Source organism: uncultured Maribacter sp., assembly GCF_947495965.1.
In the GTDB taxonomy this organism is placed as follows: Bacteria; Bacteroidota; Bacteroidia; order Flavobacteriales; family Flavobacteriaceae; genus Maribacter_B.
Map to the genome: position 1 here is coordinate 778,119 of NZ_CANMBB010000001.1, position 21,607 is coordinate 799,725.

16 protein-coding genes are annotated in these 21,607 nt (G+C 30.0%); 7 read left to right on the plus strand and 9 right to left on the minus strand.

Annotated elements, in window-relative coordinates:
• Positions 1 to 46: 46 nt before the first annotated feature.
• The 8 genes from Q0820_RS03120 to Q0820_RS03155 form a co-directional block, all read right to left on the minus strand.
• The gene (locus tag Q0820_RS03120; protein ID WP_298485001.1) at positions 47 to 4,051 is read right to left on the minus strand and encodes a DUF2194 domain-containing protein; all 4,005 of its coding nucleotides are present in this window, start codon (positions 4,049 to 4,051) and stop codon (positions 47 to 49) included.
• Positions 4,048 to 6,027 carry a hypothetical protein gene (locus Q0820_RS03125; protein ID WP_298485003.1) on the minus strand — a complete coding sequence of 660 codons (1,980 nt, stop codon included), beginning with the start codon at positions 6,025 to 6,027 and terminating at the stop codon, positions 4,048 to 4,050. The genes Q0820_RS03120 and Q0820_RS03125 overlap by 4 nt, the downstream gene beginning before the upstream one ends.
• Before the next feature lie 3 nt (positions 6,028 to 6,030).
• Positions 6,031 to 6,792 (minus strand): endo alpha-1,4 polygalactosaminidase, encoded by a 762-nt coding sequence (locus Q0820_RS03130; protein ID WP_298485004.1) that lies wholly within the window; start codon positions 6,790 to 6,792, stop codon positions 6,031 to 6,033.
• Positions 6,793 to 6,832: 40 nt separating this feature from the next.
• Positions 6,833 to 8,440, minus strand: coding sequence for a hypothetical protein (locus Q0820_RS03135; protein ID WP_298485006.1), 1,608 nt, complete (start codon positions 8,438 to 8,440; stop codon positions 6,833 to 6,835).
• Between the two features lie 30 nt (positions 8,441 to 8,470).
• Complete coding sequence (gene pelF, locus Q0820_RS03140) at positions 8,471 to 9,982, minus strand: GT4 family glycosyltransferase PelF (protein ID WP_298485007.1); 1,512 nt, start codon at positions 9,980 to 9,982, stop codon at positions 8,471 to 8,473.
• Positions 9,983 to 10,119: 137 nt separating this feature from the next.
• Positions 10,120 to 11,142 carry an endo alpha-1,4 polygalactosaminidase gene (locus Q0820_RS03145; RefSeq protein ID WP_298485008.1) on the minus strand — a complete coding sequence of 341 codons (1,023 nt, stop codon included), beginning with the start codon at positions 11,140 to 11,142 and terminating at the stop codon, positions 10,120 to 10,122.
• 112 nt (positions 11,143 to 11,254) lie between these two features.
• Entirely contained in the window at positions 11,255 to 12,076 is an 822-nt protein-coding gene (locus Q0820_RS03150) for a ZIP family metal transporter (RefSeq protein WP_298485010.1), read from the minus strand.
• Between the two features lie 2 nt (positions 12,077 to 12,078).
• Positions 12,079 to 12,735 (minus strand): metal-dependent transcriptional regulator, encoded by a 657-nt coding sequence (locus tag Q0820_RS03155; protein WP_298485012.1) that lies wholly within the window; start codon positions 12,733 to 12,735, stop codon positions 12,079 to 12,081.
• A 92-nt stretch (positions 12,736 to 12,827) separates the two neighbouring features.
• Between Q0820_RS03155 and Q0820_RS03160 the strand changes: the two genes are divergently transcribed.
• Complete coding sequence (locus Q0820_RS03160) at positions 12,828 to 15,116, plus strand: TonB-dependent receptor (RefSeq protein WP_298485015.1); 2,289 nt, start codon at positions 12,828 to 12,830, stop codon at positions 15,114 to 15,116.
• Positions 15,117 to 15,192: 76 nt separating this feature from the next.
• The gene (locus Q0820_RS03165) at positions 15,193 to 16,269 is read left to right on the plus strand and encodes a DUF2652 domain-containing protein (RefSeq protein ID WP_298485017.1); all 1,077 of its coding nucleotides are present in this window, start codon (positions 15,193 to 15,195) and stop codon (positions 16,267 to 16,269) included.
• A gap of 4 nt (positions 16,270 to 16,273) precedes the next feature.
• Here the strand turns inward: Q0820_RS03165 and Q0820_RS03170 are convergent, their stop codons facing one another.
• Positions 16,274 to 17,248: a polyprenyl synthetase family protein gene (locus Q0820_RS03170; protein ID WP_298485019.1), complete on the minus strand. Its 975-nt coding sequence runs from the start codon at positions 17,246 to 17,248 to the stop codon at positions 16,274 to 16,276.
• Positions 17,249 to 17,422: 174 nt separating this feature from the next.
• Between Q0820_RS03170 and Q0820_RS03175 the strand changes: the two genes are divergently transcribed.
• From Q0820_RS03175 to Q0820_RS03195, 5 genes are all read left to right on the plus strand, one after another.
• A complete protein-coding gene (locus Q0820_RS03175; protein ID WP_298485021.1) occupies positions 17,423 to 17,959 on the plus strand; it encodes an RNA polymerase sigma factor in 537 nt (178 codons plus the stop codon).
• 10 nt (positions 17,960 to 17,969) lie between these two features.
• Positions 17,970 to 18,383, plus strand: coding sequence for a hypothetical protein (locus Q0820_RS03180; protein ID WP_298485022.1), 414 nt, complete (start codon positions 17,970 to 17,972; stop codon positions 18,381 to 18,383).
• Between the two features lie 76 nt (positions 18,384 to 18,459).
• The gene (locus Q0820_RS03185) at positions 18,460 to 19,065 is read left to right on the plus strand and encodes a TetR/AcrR family transcriptional regulator (protein ID WP_298485024.1); all 606 of its coding nucleotides are present in this window, start codon (positions 18,460 to 18,462) and stop codon (positions 19,063 to 19,065) included.
• Positions 19,066 to 20,406 carry a TolC family protein gene (locus Q0820_RS03190; RefSeq protein WP_298485025.1) on the plus strand — a complete coding sequence of 447 codons (1,341 nt, stop codon included), beginning with the start codon at positions 19,066 to 19,068 and terminating at the stop codon, positions 20,404 to 20,406.
• 29 nt (positions 20,407 to 20,435) lie between these two features.
• A complete protein-coding gene (locus tag Q0820_RS03195; protein WP_298485027.1) occupies positions 20,436 to 21,605 on the plus strand; it encodes an efflux RND transporter periplasmic adaptor subunit in 1,170 nt (389 codons plus the stop codon).
• Positions 21,606 to 21,607: the final 2 nt, after the last annotated feature.

Genomic DNA, 21,607 nt, shown 5'->3' on the forward strand with positions numbered 1-21,607 from the left:
TTATAACTTATTAAGTTAAATAAAAGAAACTACAAGATAGCTTCTTTTATTTAAAATTATAAATTAACCCAAACTGAATAACGTTAGAATAGAAATTTTTAATGGTATAAAATTCATATCCAAGATTAATCTTTGTGAAATCTGTTATTCTATAGGACATATCTCCAATATACCTTTGAAAAGTAGGTTCATTCTTTTCTAAAAAGAAACCAAAGTCTGCAGAAAAATTAAATTTACTTTTATCTGAACCCAACACTACCATAGCTCCTGCACCCCCATAAATTCTTTCTTTAGCCATCCAATATGGGTAACCCGACCTACGGTCTGTACTACCAATACCTCCTGCACCTTCTATCATTGGATTAAGCTTAAATTTATTAAACTTAATGAGTTTATACTCTAACCTACCCATTAACATATGATCATTTTCTTTATCAGTATAATAATTAGACTCTAATGAAATTATAGGTACAAACTTCTTACCTATTACCATTTCTTTATAAACATTAAACTGCAGCCTGTAAATATCTAAAGAATATCCAGGCCCTGATCTTACTGGAAAAGCGTCTAATTGAAAAGCTGTGAAATTATCTTTCTTAGCATAGTTTAGTTCTGCTCCTGCTTGAAAAAAGAACTCTCCAAAATTGTCTCTCTCTGCTCTTCCTTTTAAAGCATATTTATACTTTTTACTAGATTTTTTTGTAAACCCATATTCTAACCCCATTAAATCATGACCTACATTAGACCTTCTTCTAGGAAAACCATCTAATTTATACATAGTACTTTGTGTAAAAGAAAAGCTATGCATATCTCCTTTACTATTGTGAGTACTATATGTTAGGTTATTTGTTAATGCATTAGGTCTTAACTTATCATTAATACTAAAAGAACCAAAACTTATAGAAGAGCCTCTTTCTTGCCTCATTTTCTTTGCAACTTGTGCTCCAATTTCAGGGTCTAATAAATCGCCATATTTTCTAAATATTGCTAATTGTTCTTTAAGCTCTAAGTCTTTTACTTCTTTATTAAGAGCTCTTTTATATTTTTTATCAATTTTATCACTTGGTATACTAAATGCTATTCTAGCAGATTCCTCTATTTTTCCTTCATACAACATTATAGTAGCCATAAAAGAACGCGCATCATAATCTTTTGGGTTTTTAGCATTATACTTTCTAAAAACTTTTCTTAACTTATTTATATTATTTGTCTCATAGAGCCAAGACATTTTGTCCTTAATTGCTATTCTATCTGCACATTCTGCCCATTCTAACGCTTTTTTATAGTTTCCATAATCTGCAAAAGCTATTGCTATTTTATTAGATAAGTGCTTTAATTCTTTAGAACAACTTTCTTCGTTTTTAAGTTCCTTAACAGCTTTTCTTGTATCGTTTGCTAATAATAAAGCTATGTAATATGGAAAATCTTTTTCTTTCATCCTTTCAAAATTAGAAGAACTTAATACCCAAAAATCTTTTGTTTCTTTATCTATTCCTTTTGCGCATTTTTCCCATTCTAAAGCTTTATCAAACCTAAGGTTATCTGCAAAAGTCCAAGCAATAGTACTAGCCAATTCTTTATAAGCAGCATTGCAGGGCTCTAATAAAATTAATTCGTTTACTAAATCAGGATCCCTCTTATCTATTAAATGATTTATATAGAGTGATGCGTTTTTAGAATTTGGCTGTATAATTAGTAACTGCTTTAATACTTGTTTTATTTTTTTATGATTTTGGGGTTCATTAAAATAATCTACATACTCCGTTAAAACATTGGCATCTTTTGTTTTCCAATCTATTTGTCTTGTAAGCCATTGTTTGCGAACTATATCATTAGGATAATCTTCAATAAGTTTAATTTTTCTTGAAATATCTGCTGTATTTTTAGATTTGAACCTTAAGTAATACTTGTTTAGGTTCACCCAAATTTCTTTTTCTCTTTTTTGCCAAGCCATATAAGTTGCATATTCTTTCCATATATCTGAGCTTGCATTTGGGTTTGTTTTAAAGTTTTCTTCTATTAAATCAGTGGCTTTTTTTAAATCTCCATCTGCAACAAATCTATTAACCAAATCTGCCATTGGAGCCATTAATTTTTTATTCTTCAAGTATAATTCGTATGCCTTATTCACTTCCGATAGTACAACATTGTCTGGTATATTCACATCTCCAGATTTGCCAAATAAATCTGGAACGGAGATAGATGGGTTTCTTGTTTTTACAGAATACAAAAAGCCATCTAACATTGCTGTTTTTTTAACTTCAACCTCTTCCCCTTCCAAAAGTTCATCTACTAACTTAAGATTGGCATTATCTACATACATTAACCAAAAATTACTCTTATCCTTGTTTCTTGCATTAGTACTCTCAACTTCATATAGACCATCAAAATTAGAATGTCTATAATACGCATAACGCCAATCCATGGTTTTTTCAGATGCTTTTGTTGCATTAATAAACCTTGAAAATGGATGATCTCTCTTATATTCATAAATATGGTCTTTAAAAGTATCAAACATCCCTTTTTTACCATTTTTAGAATACCAGTTTAACTTGTGTTTATTTCTATAACTAAAATGACCACTAGTTGCAGCATTTGATGCATCTGGAATTTGATAAACATCATCTGGATGCACAAAATGTGTCCATATACCAGTACATATATACATAGATTCTATAGCCCATGTATTTGTTTTTTCTAATACATAACCACTACTTATTCTAGGAAAATCAAAAAACTTATCATTGTAAGGATCAGGATCAAATTCTCTATCACCGCCCTCTTCTTTTGTTCCTAAATAAATACTTTGCATATACTTAAGACTTGGCATTCCTTCATGTAACTTTGCTAGCCCAACACTATCTATATAGTTTGATGGTGGTACATAAGAAGTTGGTAAACTTTTAAAATCTAATACTTTCCATTTTTTTTCGGCAGCATCTAGTCCAGTAACTATATATTTTGGATTTTTCCAATCCGATTTTAATAAGGAGACATGGTTATAGCCATGAAAACCTAACTCATGTCCACTTTTAAGTACATCTCTAGCAATCCAAGCACTTAGTTTTTGGGTAGAACCATTTTTAACAACCGTATTTCTATCCCATTCTTTAAAGGTAAATGGTGGAATAACATGTGCATTATAATCAAAAGTAACATAAGCTGTATACTCCATGTTTTGCTCTAATGCAAATTTTTTCATATCGGGCCACCAAACGTCTTTTACATAATCTGTTACCGTTATATTTAGCTCAGACTTAATAGGTTCTTTATAAATACTATATGTGGGAGCTGGAAAATCATCTAAAAATATTGTAGCCACATTTGCTATTGGGTAAGGAATACCTTCTAAACCTTTAAGGATACTAGAAAACATAAATCCACGCATACTTTTATTAAGTAATGTAGCAGAATTAAAGAGTATAACTCTTCCTTTTCCAATCTTATTTTCTAATAAAACAGGATAATCATTATTGTTAGTAGCACATACTAAAACCTGCGTATTATCCGAAAAATTACGTCCAGAGAAACCTAAATGTAATCCATCATCATTGTACTTTAACCCTTGTTTTCCAGGGAAAATTGGAGAGATAAGATGATACCCTTGTGCTGTTAAATTAGTTTCCCAATTTGCATCTGGATTAAGTCCTAATAAAAAAGAAATACGTTCATCTTTAATTGCTTTAGTTACATATAATGTTCCGCCTTTAGCAACAAAATTTAGTATTGCTTTAATAGCATTATCATTTAAAGGAGTGGTTTCGTATATGCATAAAACTCTTGTTGTTGGTGCTATTTTAGGAACCTCATTAAAGTCTTTAACATATAAATTTTTATATGGTATTTTAGTGTAATCTAATGCTTTATATAAGTTTTTGCTTTCTATAGCATTACTATATTCATTTTTGCTAACTAAAAACTGCACTAGAGGAAGCTCTTTACTCTTTTCTGGAATACTAAACTCGTGTGTAAACCTGTAAATATCTCTTTGGCAACCTATAGTTAATCCTAATAAAAAGATAAATAAACCATATTTTATATTTTTAATCATAAATCAAAAATTAAATCATTCAATTTTGAAGCATTTTCTTTGTTTACTATTTCATAAACGGTTAAAAATTCATCTTCAAAATAAACCTTTACCCTACGTCCCCTCTTCTTAAGAATATTTATTTGCGCATCTATTTTTAAAGCGGTTTCTTTTTTAATTATAAAATTTTCATCGGTAGAATTAGAATTGTTTTTAGGAATAAAAATAAAGACACTATTGGGTAAAATATTGCTCGAATTCTTTTTCATTAATTCTTCATCATCCTTTATAGTTTGATAGATAGAATCTCTCTTAGAATATAATTCTGTAAAAATATTATAATTGATAAAGTGATGCTCACTTTTACTAATACTACGACCGTAATCTTGATTTACAACGGCATAAGAAAAAGGTAAGTAATTACTAGACAAATCATTATATACTAATAAAATGTCTGTTTTAAGTTCGTCTGTTTTTTTAAAATCATATTTAAAAAAACTATTTGTAAAATAGGAAACAAAAATAAAAGTGATAAAAATAACAGCGATACTAATTACTCTTAAGTTTCTTTTTTTAGGAACAGAAATTTTTAAGTAATGTGCCAATACCCCAAAGAATATTCCTATAAGAACAACAATTAATACGGATAAAGTTTGATAGTACAAATCAATATCTATCCATGACCATTTTAACCATTTTAAAGCAATTACGGCATTAAAGAAAAGTAGAAAAACCATTGCTGGATTCCATTTTTCTCTATTTTTTATAAATAATGGTAAAAGAACTAATATTGTAATGCCTCCTAATAAAGAATACACAAGAACCAACTCATCTATACTAATTACCAATTGAGGAAAATAAGTATACACATCTACTAATATCATATTTTCTCTTAAAAAAGAGAAAAAAGAAGTTTCAGTATACCAACAAGCTATTACATGTACAATAAATATTAAACTAATTGCCAAAACATAACTTAGTAAGCTCCTTAGAACATATGGTAAATTTTTCTTAGTAACTAAAAGCAATGCTAATACTAAAAAGATTGGCATAATTATTAAAGTCACAAATAAATTTATTAATCCTAAAGCAGTATAAATAATAAATAATAGTATAAAAAATTTACGCTTTTCCTTTGCAAGCAACTTTGGTTGTACAGTAAATAACATAAGCGGTAATGCAAAACATATAGCCATATATAAGGCGTTATGTTCTAGTAATAAGTTTATGTTTATTGGCAAATATTTGTAAAAAAAGCCAAAAAATAGAACCCCCATCATAGGCGCTAAAAAATTGGATTTAGTAATTTTAGTTAATATCCAATATAGAATTAAACTTACTGCAAAAGTTTCTAACAATCCAAAAGAGTGTACAGCCATTTCTTCACTTATGCCTGTTATTTTGCTATAAAAGTTTATTAAAGCATTTTCTCCTAATAGTATAAAGCCAGGAGTAAACCATTTATTCTCATTAAACTGTTTTACAAATTCTAAATTCTGAATCCATAATCCCGACAGCGTATATAAATCATTTTTTAGAAATAAATATCTTGAAACAAAACAAGCAAAAGAAACTAAAAAAGCGGTTACTATTTTAAAATTAATCTTCTTAGGAACAAAAAAGTTTTTGCTCTTTTTTAATTGCTTAGAAATATTTGGTCTCTCTTCCATGAATTTAAAAAAAGAAAGAAGAAAAGCTTTTCTCTTTTTTTGAATTTGACTAGTAGAATTGCGAAGACCTCCTAAGTCTAAATATAAAAAAAGAAGTAATCCAATGAACATAGAAATTAACGCAAAAACATCATACATCTTAAACTGTATTAGTGTAAAAATTAATAATAATATTACACTTCCAAAGAATATAGAACGCTTTACAACGTAATCTAAATTATAGGTTTTTATTGGTTGTTTTGTAACTATTTGATGAACAAAAAGCACTCCTAAAAAAAGAAGCAAGACCCGAAAAGGACCTAAAAGAACATTATCTAGAATCACCATTTTTTAATTACTTTTAAATTTTGGAATAGTTTGTAAATCTATTTGTCCTACAAATGATGAAAACCCCATTTTTTTTAACTCTCTATTAATAATGGTTTTCATCTCCAAAGTTTCGGCATATTCTATTACATAAATAGGTTTTTTTACTTGTTTTTTTGTTGCTTTTAAATTTTCTACAATTTGTTTTTTAGTATCCTTATCTCTTAACTTGTATTCTTTTTTATCAAAATTATAGGAGCTAATAACAGATTCTATAAGGATAGCATTAGTAATATTACTAAGTTCTTTAGCTATAAAAAGCCCCCCATTTTGTACTAAATAGATGTCTTTATTTTTAGTTTTTAGTTTTTTTAAAAAGCTTAAAAAAGCTTCTTTTTGATTATATAATTTTCCCCACTTAGAAACATTATCTAAGTTATCTAAAAACAAACCTTGAATACCTTTTTTTTGCATTCTGTTAATTTCACCTAATAATACTTGTTGCGCTTTTTCATTCTTTATGTCAATGAAATGACTATTCCAAATATCATTTTTTTCTAAGGTATATGGTTTAATTTCTTTATAAAAAGAAGCATATTCATTTACTTCGGATAAGCTTAAATAAGCTACAACCTTTTCATTGTTTTTATTAAACACAGCAATTTCTGAAGTAGAATAATGTTCCGATTCTATAATTACCAAAGCATAGCCTTTTACTAATTCTGGATTTACTTTGCCATAACAAACAAATAATTTATCCTGTATAGAATTATGCTTAGTATGCATCTGTGATACACCTAAAAAAGGTAATAAAAAATAAAACATACTAATAAGCCGCATAATAATGATAATCTAGTTTTTTAAAAAAAATAATAGTTTCTCGCAAAGTTAACATCATAAAAAGCCCTGCTCCTACTAGCATACCCACAACGCTATATTCATAACTTATTACCCTACATAAAATAAAACCTACAATTAAATTAGCCAAACAAGCAATTAGTATAGAACGCAATGGCCCTTTTGGAGCATCTAGTGTAAAAAGGTATAAAGAGTTAAGCATTCCCCATGTTAAAAACAAATATCCTATACCTCCTATAATACATACTTTAATACTTATAAAATCTAGGGCTTCCCCAAAATTTGCTTGGTACCCCCATGGTTGGGTAATTAATAAATAGATAAAAGTTGTAGTTAACAGTGCCGTAAGCAGCAACAAAGAAATATGTCCTAAATACATTTTAAACAAGCTGCGGTTAAACGTATCTTTATTTACTAATAAAATATTACGTTGTTTAACATCTAAAAACTTACTAAAAGAAGCAATGGAATATTCTAAAACACCCGCTAACATAAAGAAGATTACAATTGCCAGATCCATACCAATTTCATAGTTCTTCTCATAAAGAAAAATAAACTGATGGGTTAAATCTATATCTGCAGACCATGCCAATATTCTATCAATAAAAATAAAAACATAGATAAGGGTTCCGTAAAAAAAGTATCTATAGTTTTTATAGATTACCATTAGTTTTTTTGGCCTAAGAGTTTCTTCTGTGTAAGATCCCCTTTTCTTATTAAAAAAGTATTCTAAGAATAATTTAGATATAAATATAGCTACCACAATACCTACCCAATGTGTTATGTATACATGCAACGTAGTATAAAGCTTTAAACCTAAAGCTATTCCCGTTGCCATTAATATTGCTAAGGATATTACCCATCTTTGCCTTATGGTATGAAAGGGTGCTGATACCAAAAGAAGCAGGCCTATTAAAAAGGCATAAATACAAGTAATTAAAATAAATGAAAAAGGGTAAAGGTTAAAAAGAAAATTTATAGCAAATATGAATAAAAACGTTACCAATAACCCTTTTATTCCAGACTCTATTAATTTATTAACCACCATTTTTGCTTGTTTATATTCTTGATGATGCCAATAAAAAGATGCTTGCCTTCCAAGTACCTGAACATATCCTCCAGATACTATTAGCCCTATAATTACCCCAAATACTACAGAGGTAGACTGTACAATATTAAAACCTATAAAAGCCCATAAAGAATAGCCAAAAACAATTATAGATGCTATTTGTAAAAAAATTGGTAGTAAATGAAATATTCCTAGTGGATAAAATTGCATTAACAATTTTGTTTTCATCCATAAATAACTCGAGACTGGTATAACTGAAGTTTTTTCTTTTTCCTTTTTAAGCTCATTTACATTTTTAAGAGATTCTACATCTCTACCTTTTAGGTCTTCATAAATATGTTTCGCTAAATCTGATATAGTTACAAAACCATAATCCGAAAAAACATCTTTATCTCGTATTCCAAAAGATTCTAAAGTAGCCAAAACAACCATAACACTAACAGGGTTTCCTATTTTTTGTATTACAGATGCAGTTATATCTTCTATATTTTTATGCAAGCTTTTCATTAAGAAAAAAAAAGGGGGATTTAATTTTTTTTAATACTCTACTAAATGAGTGTATTTTTGACCTAAGTTTTGATAAGTCTCCTCAAAAGATTTAATAAAGGTTTCTATAGTAAAATGGTCCGTTACTTTATTTCTTGCATTTTCTCCCATCCAACTTCTTAATTGTTGGTTTTGTAATAGTTTAACAACCTTCTCTGCTATTTCTACATAATCTTTAGGTTTGCAAACAAGTCCGCAAGTATCATCTAAAGCCTCTGTAACACCTCCTACATCTGTTGCAACTACTGGCACACCACAACTCATAGACTCTATTACTGTATAAGGAAAACCTTCTGAAATTGATGTTAATATAGATATATCTCCTTCTGAATAAATTAGTTCTGGTTTATTATGAAAGCCTTTTAAGAAAAAGTTATTTTCTACTTTAAGTTCTTTTATCAAATTTTCACATTCTACTGTATATTCTGGTACAGCATCTTTATTACCATAAATTAAAAACTGCACTTCTGGTATTGTTTTTATAACCTCTGCACAAGTCTTAATCATTGTAAGTATATCTTTTAAATCAAAAATTCTTGCTGCAGCTACTACAGTAGGAATATCTTTTAAATGCTCTGGCTTGGATCTTGGTTTAAATAAATTTTCATCTACACCATTATATATTACTTCAATTTTAGATAACTCTGCTCCATAAAATTTTTCCCAAGACACGTTAAATTTACTTACTGTAGTAATTTTAGATGCGTGATAATAGACTAACTTGGTAATACATTCTGAAAAATTAATTAGCATCTTTTTTAGGAAATAAGAATAATCTGCAGTGCTTATTGCAATTAAACGTTCTCTAATAAAAACACCATGTTCTGTTACTAAAATAGGAGTATTGTATTTATATTTTAATGCCAATGCTGGTATAACTGCAATTCCAGAAATAGTAATATGAGATATATCCATTTTAGGAACTTCTATTGCCATAGGAATAAGAAAACGATATATCCAGCGCATTGCTGTAGTCATGTCTTCTAATGGAATTCTATTTAGCTCATCCTTAGGGAGCACATTAGAAATTACATCACAGAAAGTATTCCAAACCGGCTCACTGGTCATTGTTGTTTTGTAATCGTATTTCTGAAAAAAACGCCACATTTTATAAAAACAAGCATTTATTGTTTTTAAAGATTGTTTTTCAGAATATATTTCTTCTATGAAAGATTTAAAATTAGGGACAAAAGAATTTTTAATAATATCTTTTGATGTAAATTCCCTTGCCTTTAGTATTGTTGAATATTTTATATTATAATCTACACAATCAAAAGGTTCTTCAGGAGACCACATAGGAACCTGAATAATTTTTTTTACGTTTTCTGTTAATGGGTATCTAGGGGTTACTTCTACACCTGCGTTTATAGAATATAAAGTAAAATCTATGCCCTTAGTTTTAGAACATAAATCATGAGCCCAAGTTGATACTCCACCTCCATTATAAGGATACGTCCCTTCTGTAATAAGGAGTACATTTATTGGATTATTGGTTAGTGACATGTAGGTTTTCCTATTGTTATAGTTGGTTAAACAAATTCAAAGAAAACACATAATCCAGATATGTTAATTTATATTAGTTAAAGCATTGCATTTAATCTATAAAAGGTCATATTCATTACCTTCATCGATAAAATACACTACTCATCATAGTTCTCAAAATACTCAAAGGCATCAATAATATCTAAGTAAACACCATCAAATCCTGTAGAAAGTATTTTATCTAAGTAGGCATCTTCATTTCCATAAATAATATTCTGCCATTCTTCTTCCCAATACCGTACTTTAAAATTCCCTTTCCAGTTTTTATTTTCTTCATCTAACCAAACTGGTTCATTTTTATCCCAATCATTATCCCAATAATATCTATAGTCTTCTGCCTCTCCAATAGACATGTAGCAAATAACTAATCTTTGCCCACCACCTGGTTTCGTTTTTAACTTTTCAATATCTAATTTAGAAAAAGGAGTACCATCACTAAAAAACATATCTAAAAAAACTACATCATAATTAGAGTCTCCTATTTCATTAAGCAACTCATTTTTTGTATTATAATCTTCGTAGTTAAGAATAAATAAAAAATTCTCTGCATCATCAAGGGAAGATACATCTCTGCTAGTTAATTTATTAAGTTTAGTAGGTACCGGTGGTATTAATGTTAAATCTCTTTGAGTAGCCACAAAAGGGATAAACCCTAAATTGTAATTTTGAGTATAAGCATCCTTTATTTTAGCTTCAGAAGAACAATAATCTATGACAAAAATTGAATTTCCAAACTCTTGAGAAACTTTCAAAAGATCTATGTTATATTCTGTAACATCAGGTTTAGTTGCTACATTATCTCTCTTATACCCGTAAAATAAATTTTCTTGGCCATTAGCATCAATAGCTTCTAAATACTTTTTACTTGGTGCACCATCTGCCGTACCAGATTTTGTAACCAATTCTATACCGTTTTGAGGTATTATAGAGAAATCTGGATTTTGTTCTTTTGCATGCTCACTTAATCCAATAACAAAGGAACGCATATCTTCTCTAAAATCTCTATCTCTTATAGATGGCGGAATAGTACTTTTTTCTAGCGCATCTGTGCTTACATCTTTACTTTTTTCACATCCTGCATTGATGAAAAATAAAAACAAAACTAATTTTATAAAACTCATAGTATTCATAGTTTACAAACTGTGACAAATGTAATACATATTTACTATTAGGTTAACGAGCAAATATATAACCCCCTAAAAAAACTAATGTTATGTTAATATGATTAATATTTTACCCCAAACCTACATCTAAAGTCATCATTACAATAAAACCTCCAATAAAACCCATAACAGCAATGTCTGTATGTTTGTCTTGTTGGGTTTCAGGAATAACTTCCTCTACTACTACAAAGATCATTGCTCCCGCAGCAAAAGAAAGTGCATAAGGTAATATAGGCTGAAAAGTTAGTACTGCCCATGCTCCAATTACTGCTGCAATTGGTTCTACTAGTGCAGATGCTTGTCCAAACATAAAACTTTTGGTTCTACTTAAACCTTGCCTTCTTAAAGGCATAGCAACTGCAAAACCTTCTGGAAAATTCTGAAGTCCTATTCCTAAAGCTAAAGCTACTGCTCCACCAATAGAAGCACCATCAAAACCTGCAGCAACGCCACCAAATAAAACTCCCACTGCCAAACCTTCAGGAATATTATGCAAGGTTATTGCTAGTGTTAATAATACCGATCTATGCCATGGTGTTTTTATCCCTTCTGTTTCGCTTTCCTTAAAATTAATATGTAGGTGTGGTAATATCTTATCTAAGCCAAATAAAAATAATGCTCCAAGCAAAAACCCAACTGCTGCCGGAATTACTTTTACAAATCCTTCTCCAGGACTCATTTCTATACCAGGTGCTAAAAGGCTCCAAAAACTTGCTGCCACCATAACACCTCCTGTAAAACCCAACATACCGTCTAAAACTGCCCTATTCATGGTTTTAAACAAAAAAACTAATGCAGCTCCTGCCGCTGTTAATGCCCATGTAAAAGTGGTAGCATAAAATGCTGCTAAAATTGGGTCTATAGATTCTAAATACGCAATTACTTGTTCCATGATTATTCTATTATTCTTAAATATAAGTTAGATGCTATTTGGTCTGATATTCGAATATCTATATCTCTAATTTTTATATGCAATGAGCCATCAAACTCTTCTTTGTCTACAACAAAAATAGAATCTCCTAAAGCTATTTTATTTTTATCTAAAAACTTTAAAAAAGGTGGCGAAGAGTCTTTTACTCCTACACATATACCTTCCTTCCCAATTGGCACTTCATTTAATAATCGTTTAATAGATTTTTTAAACTCGCCACTTTTAGATGGTATTGGGTCACCATGAGGATCAATTTGCGGAAATCCTAAATGCTTATCTAGCATATCAATAAGCTTTTCACTTTTTATATGTTCTAATTGTTCTGCAACTTCGTGAACCTCATCCCAAGAAAATTCTAATTTTTCTACCAAAAAAACCTCCCAAAGTCTATGCTTTCTAACAATTGACAACGCCACTTTTAAACCATATTCTGAAAGCGTAACACCTTGGTATTTTTTGTAATTTACAAGGCCTTTTTCAGACAATTTTTTAATCATATCACTAACAGAAGATGGCTTTGTCTCCATTTTTTCTGCAATAGCATTTGTTGAAACCTTTCCTTGTTCCCCTTTGCCTAAATGATATATAATTTTAATATAGTCTTCTTCTGAGAGCGTCATTAAATTTTCATTTTTAACAAAAATACATTTTTATTACTAAAAACAAATTTTTAGATTTGCCTAAATTTTATTTTACATCGATAAAAATATTAATGAATACATTATACAAGTCTCTATTAATTAGCTTTCTATTTTTATACAACTATAGTACATTAACTGCTCAAGAAGGAAAAATAAATGGGGTGGTTTCTGAAAACAACACTCCTATACCCTTTGCTAATGTTCTTTTAAAAGGTACTATAAAAGGAACATCAACAGATGAGGAAGGTGCTTTTACATTACAAAATCTAAGCGCTGGAGATTATACATTATTGGTTTCTGTACTTGGTTACCAACCTTATGCTAAGAAAATAGCACTTAAAGAAAAAGAAAGTAAAACAGTAGTTATAAATTTAATAGCTTCTTCTGAAGAATTAGAAGAAACCGTAGTTACAGGAACCTTAAAGGCTGTAAATAGATTAGATAGCCCAGTTCCTGTGGAAGTATATAGCCCTACTTTTTTAAAAAAGAACCCTACCGCAAATATCTTTGAAGCACTACAAAATGTAAATGGTGTTAGGCCACAAATAAACTGTAGTGTTTGCAATACTGGAGATATACATATTAATGGTCTTGAGGGTCCTTATACTTTGGTTCTAATAGATGGCATGCCAATAGTTAGCGGATTAGGAACTGTATACGGACTTTCTGGAATACCAAATTCTCTTATAGAACAAATAGAAATTGTAAAAGGCCCAGCTTCTAGTTTGTATGGTAGTGAAGCCGTTGGTGGACTAATAAATATTATTACAAAAAGTACAGAAGATGCTCCCATATTTTTTGCCGATGCATTTGCTACAGGTTGGGAAGAGTATAGTTTAGATTTTGGCACAAAACTAAGTGTTGGTAAAAAGACAGATGCGCTAATAGGAATTAATTACTTTAATTACGATAACCCAATAGATAATAACAACGATAATTTTACCGATTTAACCATACAAGAGCGAATATCTGTTTTTCAAAAATGGAATATTAAGCGTAAAGAAAATAGAATACTTTCCTTTGCTGGAAGATTTTTTTATGAAAATCGCTGGGGAGGAGAATTGCAATGGACTCCAGAATTTAGAGGCGGAACAGATATTTATGGCGAAAGCATAAAAACCAGAAGATGGGAAGTATTAGGCAAATACCAATTGCCAATAAAAGAGAAAGTACTATTTTCTTTTTCTTATAATGACCATCATCAAGATTCTTTTTATGGAGATACACCTTATTTGGCAGACCAGCGTATTGGTTTTACACAACTTACATGGGATAAAACCAAAGGGAAACACGATTTACTTTTTGGAACAGCATTACGATATAATTACTATGATGATAATACCTCTGCTACGGAAACTACTAACAAAAATAACCCTGATGAAATAGTTATTCCTAGCCTTTTTGTTCAAGACGAAATAAAGTTTAATAAAAAACATTCTTTATTAGTAGGTGCTAGGTATGATTATGATAGCAGACATGGCTCTATTTTCACCCCTAGAGCCGCTTATAAATGGAAAGTTACTACCAATGGTATTTTAAGATTAAATGCTGGAACAGGCTTTAGAGTTGTAAATTTATTTACAGAAGACCATGCTGCATTAACTGGGTCTAGAGAAGTAATAATTGCTAATGCATTAAAACCAGAACAATCTTACAATACCAACCTTAATTATTTGCAAAAATTCTACGGGACTAACGGTACTTTTTCTACACTAGATGCATCCCTTTTTTATACCCATTTTAGTAATGTAATTCTACCAGATTATGACACAAACCCTAATCAAATTATATATGATAATTTAGACGGAAAATCCGTATCTAAAGGAGCTAGTGTAAATTTAGATGTTTCCTTTCCTAACCAATTAAAAATTTCTTTAGGGGCTACAATTATGGATGTTAGTAATACAGAAGGTGGAGTAACAGAAAGACAAATACTTACCGAAGGTTATTCTGGAACATGGGGAATAACATATACCATTGCCCCTTGGGATTTAACCGTAGATTATACAGGCAACCTATATGGTCCAATGCGTTTGCCATTATTAGGAGCGCTAGACCCAAGAAGTGAATACTCCCCAGTTTGGAGCATACAAAACATACAATTTACATATAAGGGAATAAAAAATGTAGAGCTTTATGCAGGAGTTAAAAACCTTTTAGACTGGACGCCCAACCGTGGAAATCCTTTTATTATTGCAAGAGCTAATGACCCGTTTGATAAAGAGGTAACTTTTGATGCCAACGGAGATGCTGTTGCTACAGCAAACAACCCTAACGCTTTAACTTTTGACCCAACCTATGTTTATGGCCCTAACCAAGGTATTAGAGGATTTTTTGGGATACGTTATCGTTTAGATTAAAGTAAAATTAGTAGTAAGGTTGTCTTATTAGTCCGACAAAATTTATATACTTTTATAAATAACAAAACCCTATAAAATGGCTAATTCTCTGCTTTTTATACCTGATATTTCTGGATTTACAGAATTTATACAAACAACAGAAGTAGAACACAGCCAACATGTTATTGCAGAGCTATTAGAAGTTTTAATACAATCTAATACTGAAGATTTGCAACTTGCCGAAGTTGAAGGAGATGCTTTATTTTTTTATAAGGAGGGAGAAGTACCTTCACAAGAAAGGCTTCTTGCACAAATAGAATCTATGTTTACAGCATTCTATAGTCATTTAAAATTATTGGAAACCAACAGGATATGTCCTTGTAATGCTTGCGCAACTGCACCAAATTTGCAATTAAAAATTATAGCACATTGTGGAGAATTACAATTTATTGAAGTACAAGGAAACCGAAAACCATTTGGAAAGCAGGTTATTGAAGCGCATAGAATGCTTAAAAACTCTGTAGATAGTAATAACTACATTTTAATAAGTAAATCTTTAGCTTCTGAAATAGGATTACCTATTTATTATTATAGCAAACTATTTAAATTTAAAGAAGGTATAGACATTTACGACTCTAAAGAGCTTACCTATATCTATGCAGTTATTAATTCTGAACTCTTACAACTTAAGCCTTTTAGATCTATAGAAAAGGTTGTTTTACCAAATCCTCCAAATGTAACCTACTCTAAAAATATTGCATTATCTGCAGAAAAATTATATGAATATATTTCTAATTTTAAATACCGTCATTTATGGGTAAATGGAGTAGATAAATTTGAGTACAATGAAAATGAAATTAATAGAGAAGGTACAGAGCATATTTGTGTTATAAAGGAAAAGCATTTAGATTTTACCACTGTAGTAAAAGAAGTAAAAATGGGACAATTAATTTATGGAGAATTCACTAAAAGTCCTCCTATAGTAGATACTTATTATCAATTTTACACTATTACACCACTTTCTAAAGAACAATCAAATTTAAAAATAGAAACTTACTGGTTTGTCACATCTCCAATTAAAAAATTTATCCTTTTTTTAATTGCCAAAAGAAAAATTAACAAAACCGTTATAGATACCATGGAAAATATAGCCAAATTAACATCTATAGCTTAAAAAACTAAACCTCTCTTTGCATTAAACTTTCTCCAAATTCTCTAAGAACCTCTTTATTTTCTTTAGTAATTTGTAGTTCCTCTAAAACTTTAAATGCTTTTAAAGTATACTCCGCTATTTTCTCTTTAGCATTTTTTACAACACCAGTTTCTACAAAAACCTCTTTAACGGTATCTATTTTGTGTTTTGTATCATTTGGATGTATAGAATACAAATCGGTTAACTCTCTTATTTGCTCTTTTGTTCCTAACTCTAAGGCTTTTAAATATAAATAGGTCTTTTTATTCTCAATAATATCGCCACCAACTTGTTTTCCAAAAGTTTCTGGATTTCCAAAAGCATCTAAATAATCGTCTTGTAATTGAAAAGCTATACCTAAATTTCTTCCAAAATCATAAATTCTATTTTGATCTTCTACACTTGCATGTGCAATTATGCCCCCCATTTTCATTGCTGCACCAACTAAAACAGCAGTCTTATAATCTATCATTTTTAAATACTCAGAGATCGTTACATTATCTCTGGTTTCAAAATCCATATCATATTGTTGGCCTTCACAAACTTCTATGGCTGTCTTTGTAAATAATTGCGCTAAAGCCCTAAAGGTTTCAGTTTCATAATTTTCAAAAAGTTGGTAAGCATTTATAAGCATTGCATCTCCAGAAAGTATTCCCGTATTTATATCCCACTTTTCATGGACAGATGCTTTTCCTCTTCGTAAAGGAGCATCATCCATAATATCATCATGTACTAAAGAAAAATTATGAAAAACTTCTATTGCTAGTGCTGCATCTAAAGCTTTTTTAAAATCTACTCCAAAAATTTCTGCAGTCATTAAAGTCAAGACAGGTCTTAAACGCTTGCCTCCTAATTCTAAAATATAGGATATAGGCTCATAAAGATTTACAGGTTCTTTGGTTATAATTTTTTTTTCTAGATAAGAAATAAATTCGGTACGGAAATAATCTACAGAATGCATACTTGCAATTTTTTTTCAAAAATACGTCCATTTTATCAAATCTTCTTTAAGATACATTACAACATCTAAAAAGAAATATCTTTTCTCTTTTTATGATTTATAAAAATAAATGCAATAGTTTTAAAAAACTTCGTCTTTAAAGACAACCAACCTAGGTAATTTGCCAAATAAGTAATGCCAAACACGGAGAATGACAAAGATTTAAAGTTGTTTTTTAATAACGAATATGTTTCGTTAAAGGCATATGTACACTCTAAAATTAAGGACACAACGGATCGTGATGCAGAAGATATTATACAAGAAGTAGCTTTAAAACTTTTTTCTAGAACCGATAATTCTTCTCCTATTACTAACATTACAGGTTTTGTTTACCGCGCTATAAAAAATAAAATTATAGATACTATGCGAACCAAAACTAAAAGAATGTCTTTTGAGGAGCAAACAGAATTAAAACTACTAGAATTTTCGGAGCTTTTTTATGAAAATTCCTCTGATACATATTCTGACACTATTAAAATAGAATTAAAAAAAGCAATTAGTAATCTAAAACCCGAATATCAAAGCATTTTAATTGCGGTAGATTTTGAAGGATACAATTATAAAGAAATAGCAAATGAAACAGGAATACCTATAGGAACACTAATGTCTAGAAGACATAGAGCATTATCCATATTAGCAAAAAAATTAGAAACTAAAAGACATATAAATTAAAAAATAAATTATGGAACAGTATATAAAACATAAAATTAGAAGTAAAAATATAGGGACAATAATTGGTTGGGTAATTTTTGGAATATTTGCCGCAATAGCCCTTGCTATTCTCTTAGGCTTTGGAATTATGTGGCTCTGGAACTGGTTAATGCCAGAACTATTTGGTCTCGCTACAATTGGGTATTGGCAAGCTATTGGGTTATTTGCACTTTCTAAAATTCTTATAGGTAGTATTGGTTGCGGTAGCAGCTCTAGCGCATCAAGCAGTAAAAAAAATAAGTCTTCTTCGGATAAGGACGATATGAACTGTAATGACTTTTCTAAATGGAAACAATATGACAAATTCTGGAAAGAAGAAGGGGAAAGTGCTTTTAACTCTTATTTAAACAAAGATTCTGTAGATAAAGAGCAGTCAGAAAAATAATATATGTTAAAAAAACGTAAAACTTTGGAAACTTTTAATGTTTTTAAAGTTTCCTTGACTTATATTTGCCCCTTATATGAAAGAAAAGATTCTAGAAAAGGCGACTGATATGTTTTTAAACTACGGGTTTAAAAGCGTTACGATGGATGATTTAGCGCAGGAAATGGCTATTTCTAAAAAAACTATCTATTCCCATTTTAAAAATAAAACGGAGTTAGTAAATGAAATTACTTTATCCTTATTTTGTTCTGTATCAGAAGGGATTGATGCTATATGCGCATTAGAAAAAAATCCTATTGAAGAGCTTTATGAAATAAAGAAATTTGTTTTACTACATTTAAAAGGAGACAAAACTTCTCCGCAATATCAATTACAAAAATATTATCCCAAAATACATGACTCTATAAAGCAAAAGCATTTTGAGGTCATGAATGAGTGTGTAATTGTTAATATAAAAAGAGGGCTAGAAATGGGTATTTATAGAGAAAACCTGAATATAGACTTTATTTCAAGAATATATTTTTCTGGAGTAACAAGCATTAAAGATTTAAATCTTTTTCCATCAAAAAGCTTTAGTCCAGCCAAACTAATGAACGAATATTTAGAATACCATTTAAGAGGTATTGTAACACCAAAAGGACGAAAAATATTAAATACAATCATCAATTCAAATCAAGATTAAATGCAAACTAAATTAGTAGTATTATTAACCATAGTCCTATGCAATATAGGACTAGCACAAGAGAAAACGTATAGCTTTACGTTAGACGAAGCTGTATCTTTTGCTCTAGAAAACAACTACAGCGCCATAAATGCGAGTAGAGATATTATTGCTGCGCAAAAACAAAAATGGGAAACCATTGCTAGCGGTTTACCCCAAATTAACGGTTCTATAAGTTATCAAAACCAACTAAAACAGCCTGTATCCTTAATTCCTGGAGAATTTGCTGGTGGTGCTCCTGGCACTTTTGTTCCTATTGTTTTTGGACAAGCACAAACAGCAACTGCAACAGCTACCCTATCACAACAAATTTTTGATGGTTCCTACATTGTTGGTGTACAGGCTTCCAAAGTGTTTTTAAATTATAGTGCAAACAATAAAGAAAAAACACAGTTAGAAATTCGTAAAGCTGTTACTGAGGCATATGGTAATGTTTTATTAGCACAAGAAAGTGTTTCTATTTTAGAAAAAAATAAAGAAACCCTAGCAAAAACATTATTTGAAACTACTAAAATATTTGAAAATGGTTTAGGAGACGAAGAAAGTGTAGAGCAGTTACAAATTACTTTATCTTCTATAGATAACCAATTAAAAAATGCCATACGTCTTAAAGGTATTACATTACAAATGTTAAATTTAGTAATGGGCATAACTATAGATGCACCAACTCAGTTAGAGGACAACCTAGATAATCTTACAGAAAAACAAATACAATTAAGTTTATTAGAAAGTAATTTAAACATAGAAAATAATATAGACTATAAACTTGCTACTAATTTAAGTCAGCAACGTTTTTACGAGCACAAGCTTGCAAAAAGTAGAGCTTTGCCTAGTTTAAATGCTTTTGTAAATTATGGAAGTTCTGCTTTTGCAGATGAATTTAATTTTTTTAATAGTGAGCAAAAATGGTATAATTCCTCTATACTTGGTATAGACCTTAATATTCCAATTTTTAGTTCTTTAAAAAGAAGTGCAAGTACACAACGTGCTAAAATAGAATTAGAAAAAGCCAAAACGCAATTACAAGAAGCAGAACAACAAATACGCTTACAACTAGAAAATGCAAAGAGTAATTATATACTTGCTATAGAAAATTACCAAACTACAAAAGACAACTTAAGTTTAGCAGAAAGAATAGAGAAAAAAAATCAAATCAAATATTTTGAAGGGTTGGCTACTAGTTTTGAGCTTAGACAAGCACAAACACAACTCTATAGTACGCAACAGGAATATTTACAATCTATGATAGAAGTTATTAATAAAAAAACCGAATTAGAAATTATTCTTAATACACAATCATAATCAAAAAACAACAATAAAAAACAATCAAAATGAAAAAAATAATTTACCTAATAGCCATTACAATAGTCTTGTATTCTTGTGGCGGCCAACAAGACCAATCTATAGAGAATATTATTGCATCAAAAGACATTAATGCAATTAGAACTTTAAAAAGCAGCATTTCAGAAAAGCAAAAGGCGTTAGATATTGATATGAGTAAGTTAGACTCTGTAATTGCAATATTAGACAACAATGAAAAACTGCCTTTGGTAACTACTATTATTGCAAAAGAAACTCCTTTTAACCACTTTTTAGAATTACAAGGTAATGTTAAAACAAAACAAAATGTTTTAATTTACCCAGAAACCTCTGGCACATTACAACGTGTATATGTAAAAGAAGGACAAAAAGTAAATAAAGGGCAATTACTAGCATCTATAGATGATGGTGGCATGGCTAGTCAATTACAACAATTAAAAACGCAAGCAGAACTTGCAAAAACAACCTTTGATCGCCAAAAAAGATTATGGGAACAAAAAATAGGTTCTGAAATACAATATTTACAGGCTAAAACTAATTATGAGTCTTCAGAAAGTGCTGTAAAGCAAGCACAAAGTACGTTAAGCAAATCTACTATCAGGGCTCCTTTTTCTGGTGTTATAGATGATATTATAAAAGACCAAGGTACTGTTGTATCTCCAGGTCCAGGATCAGAGGTATTTCGTATTGTAAACTTATCTAATATGTATATAGAGGTAGATGTTCCTGAAAGTCATGTAAATAATATAAAAAAAGGAAAAGAAGCTATTGTATTTTTTCCTGTATTAGGGGATACTATTTATACTAAAATTAGACAAACAGGGAACTTTATTAACCCTAATAACCGTTCTTTTAGTGTAGAAATTCCTGTTACAAATAAAACAGGGAACATTAAACCTAACCTAACTGCAAAAGTTAATCTTAACGATTATTCTAAAGAAAATGCCATTTTAATACCACAAAGTATAATTTCTGAAAACGCAGAAGGAAACCAATATGTATACGTAGCAACACCAAACGAAGACAATAAAGCAAAAGCTGTAAAACGTATTATAAACACTGGCAAAACTCAAGAAGGTTTAGTAGAAATTATTAGCGGAATTGCCAAAGGAGAACAATTAATTAAAGAAGGTGCAAGAAACGTTAATGATGGGCAAAATGTACAAATCTTAAACAACTAAGA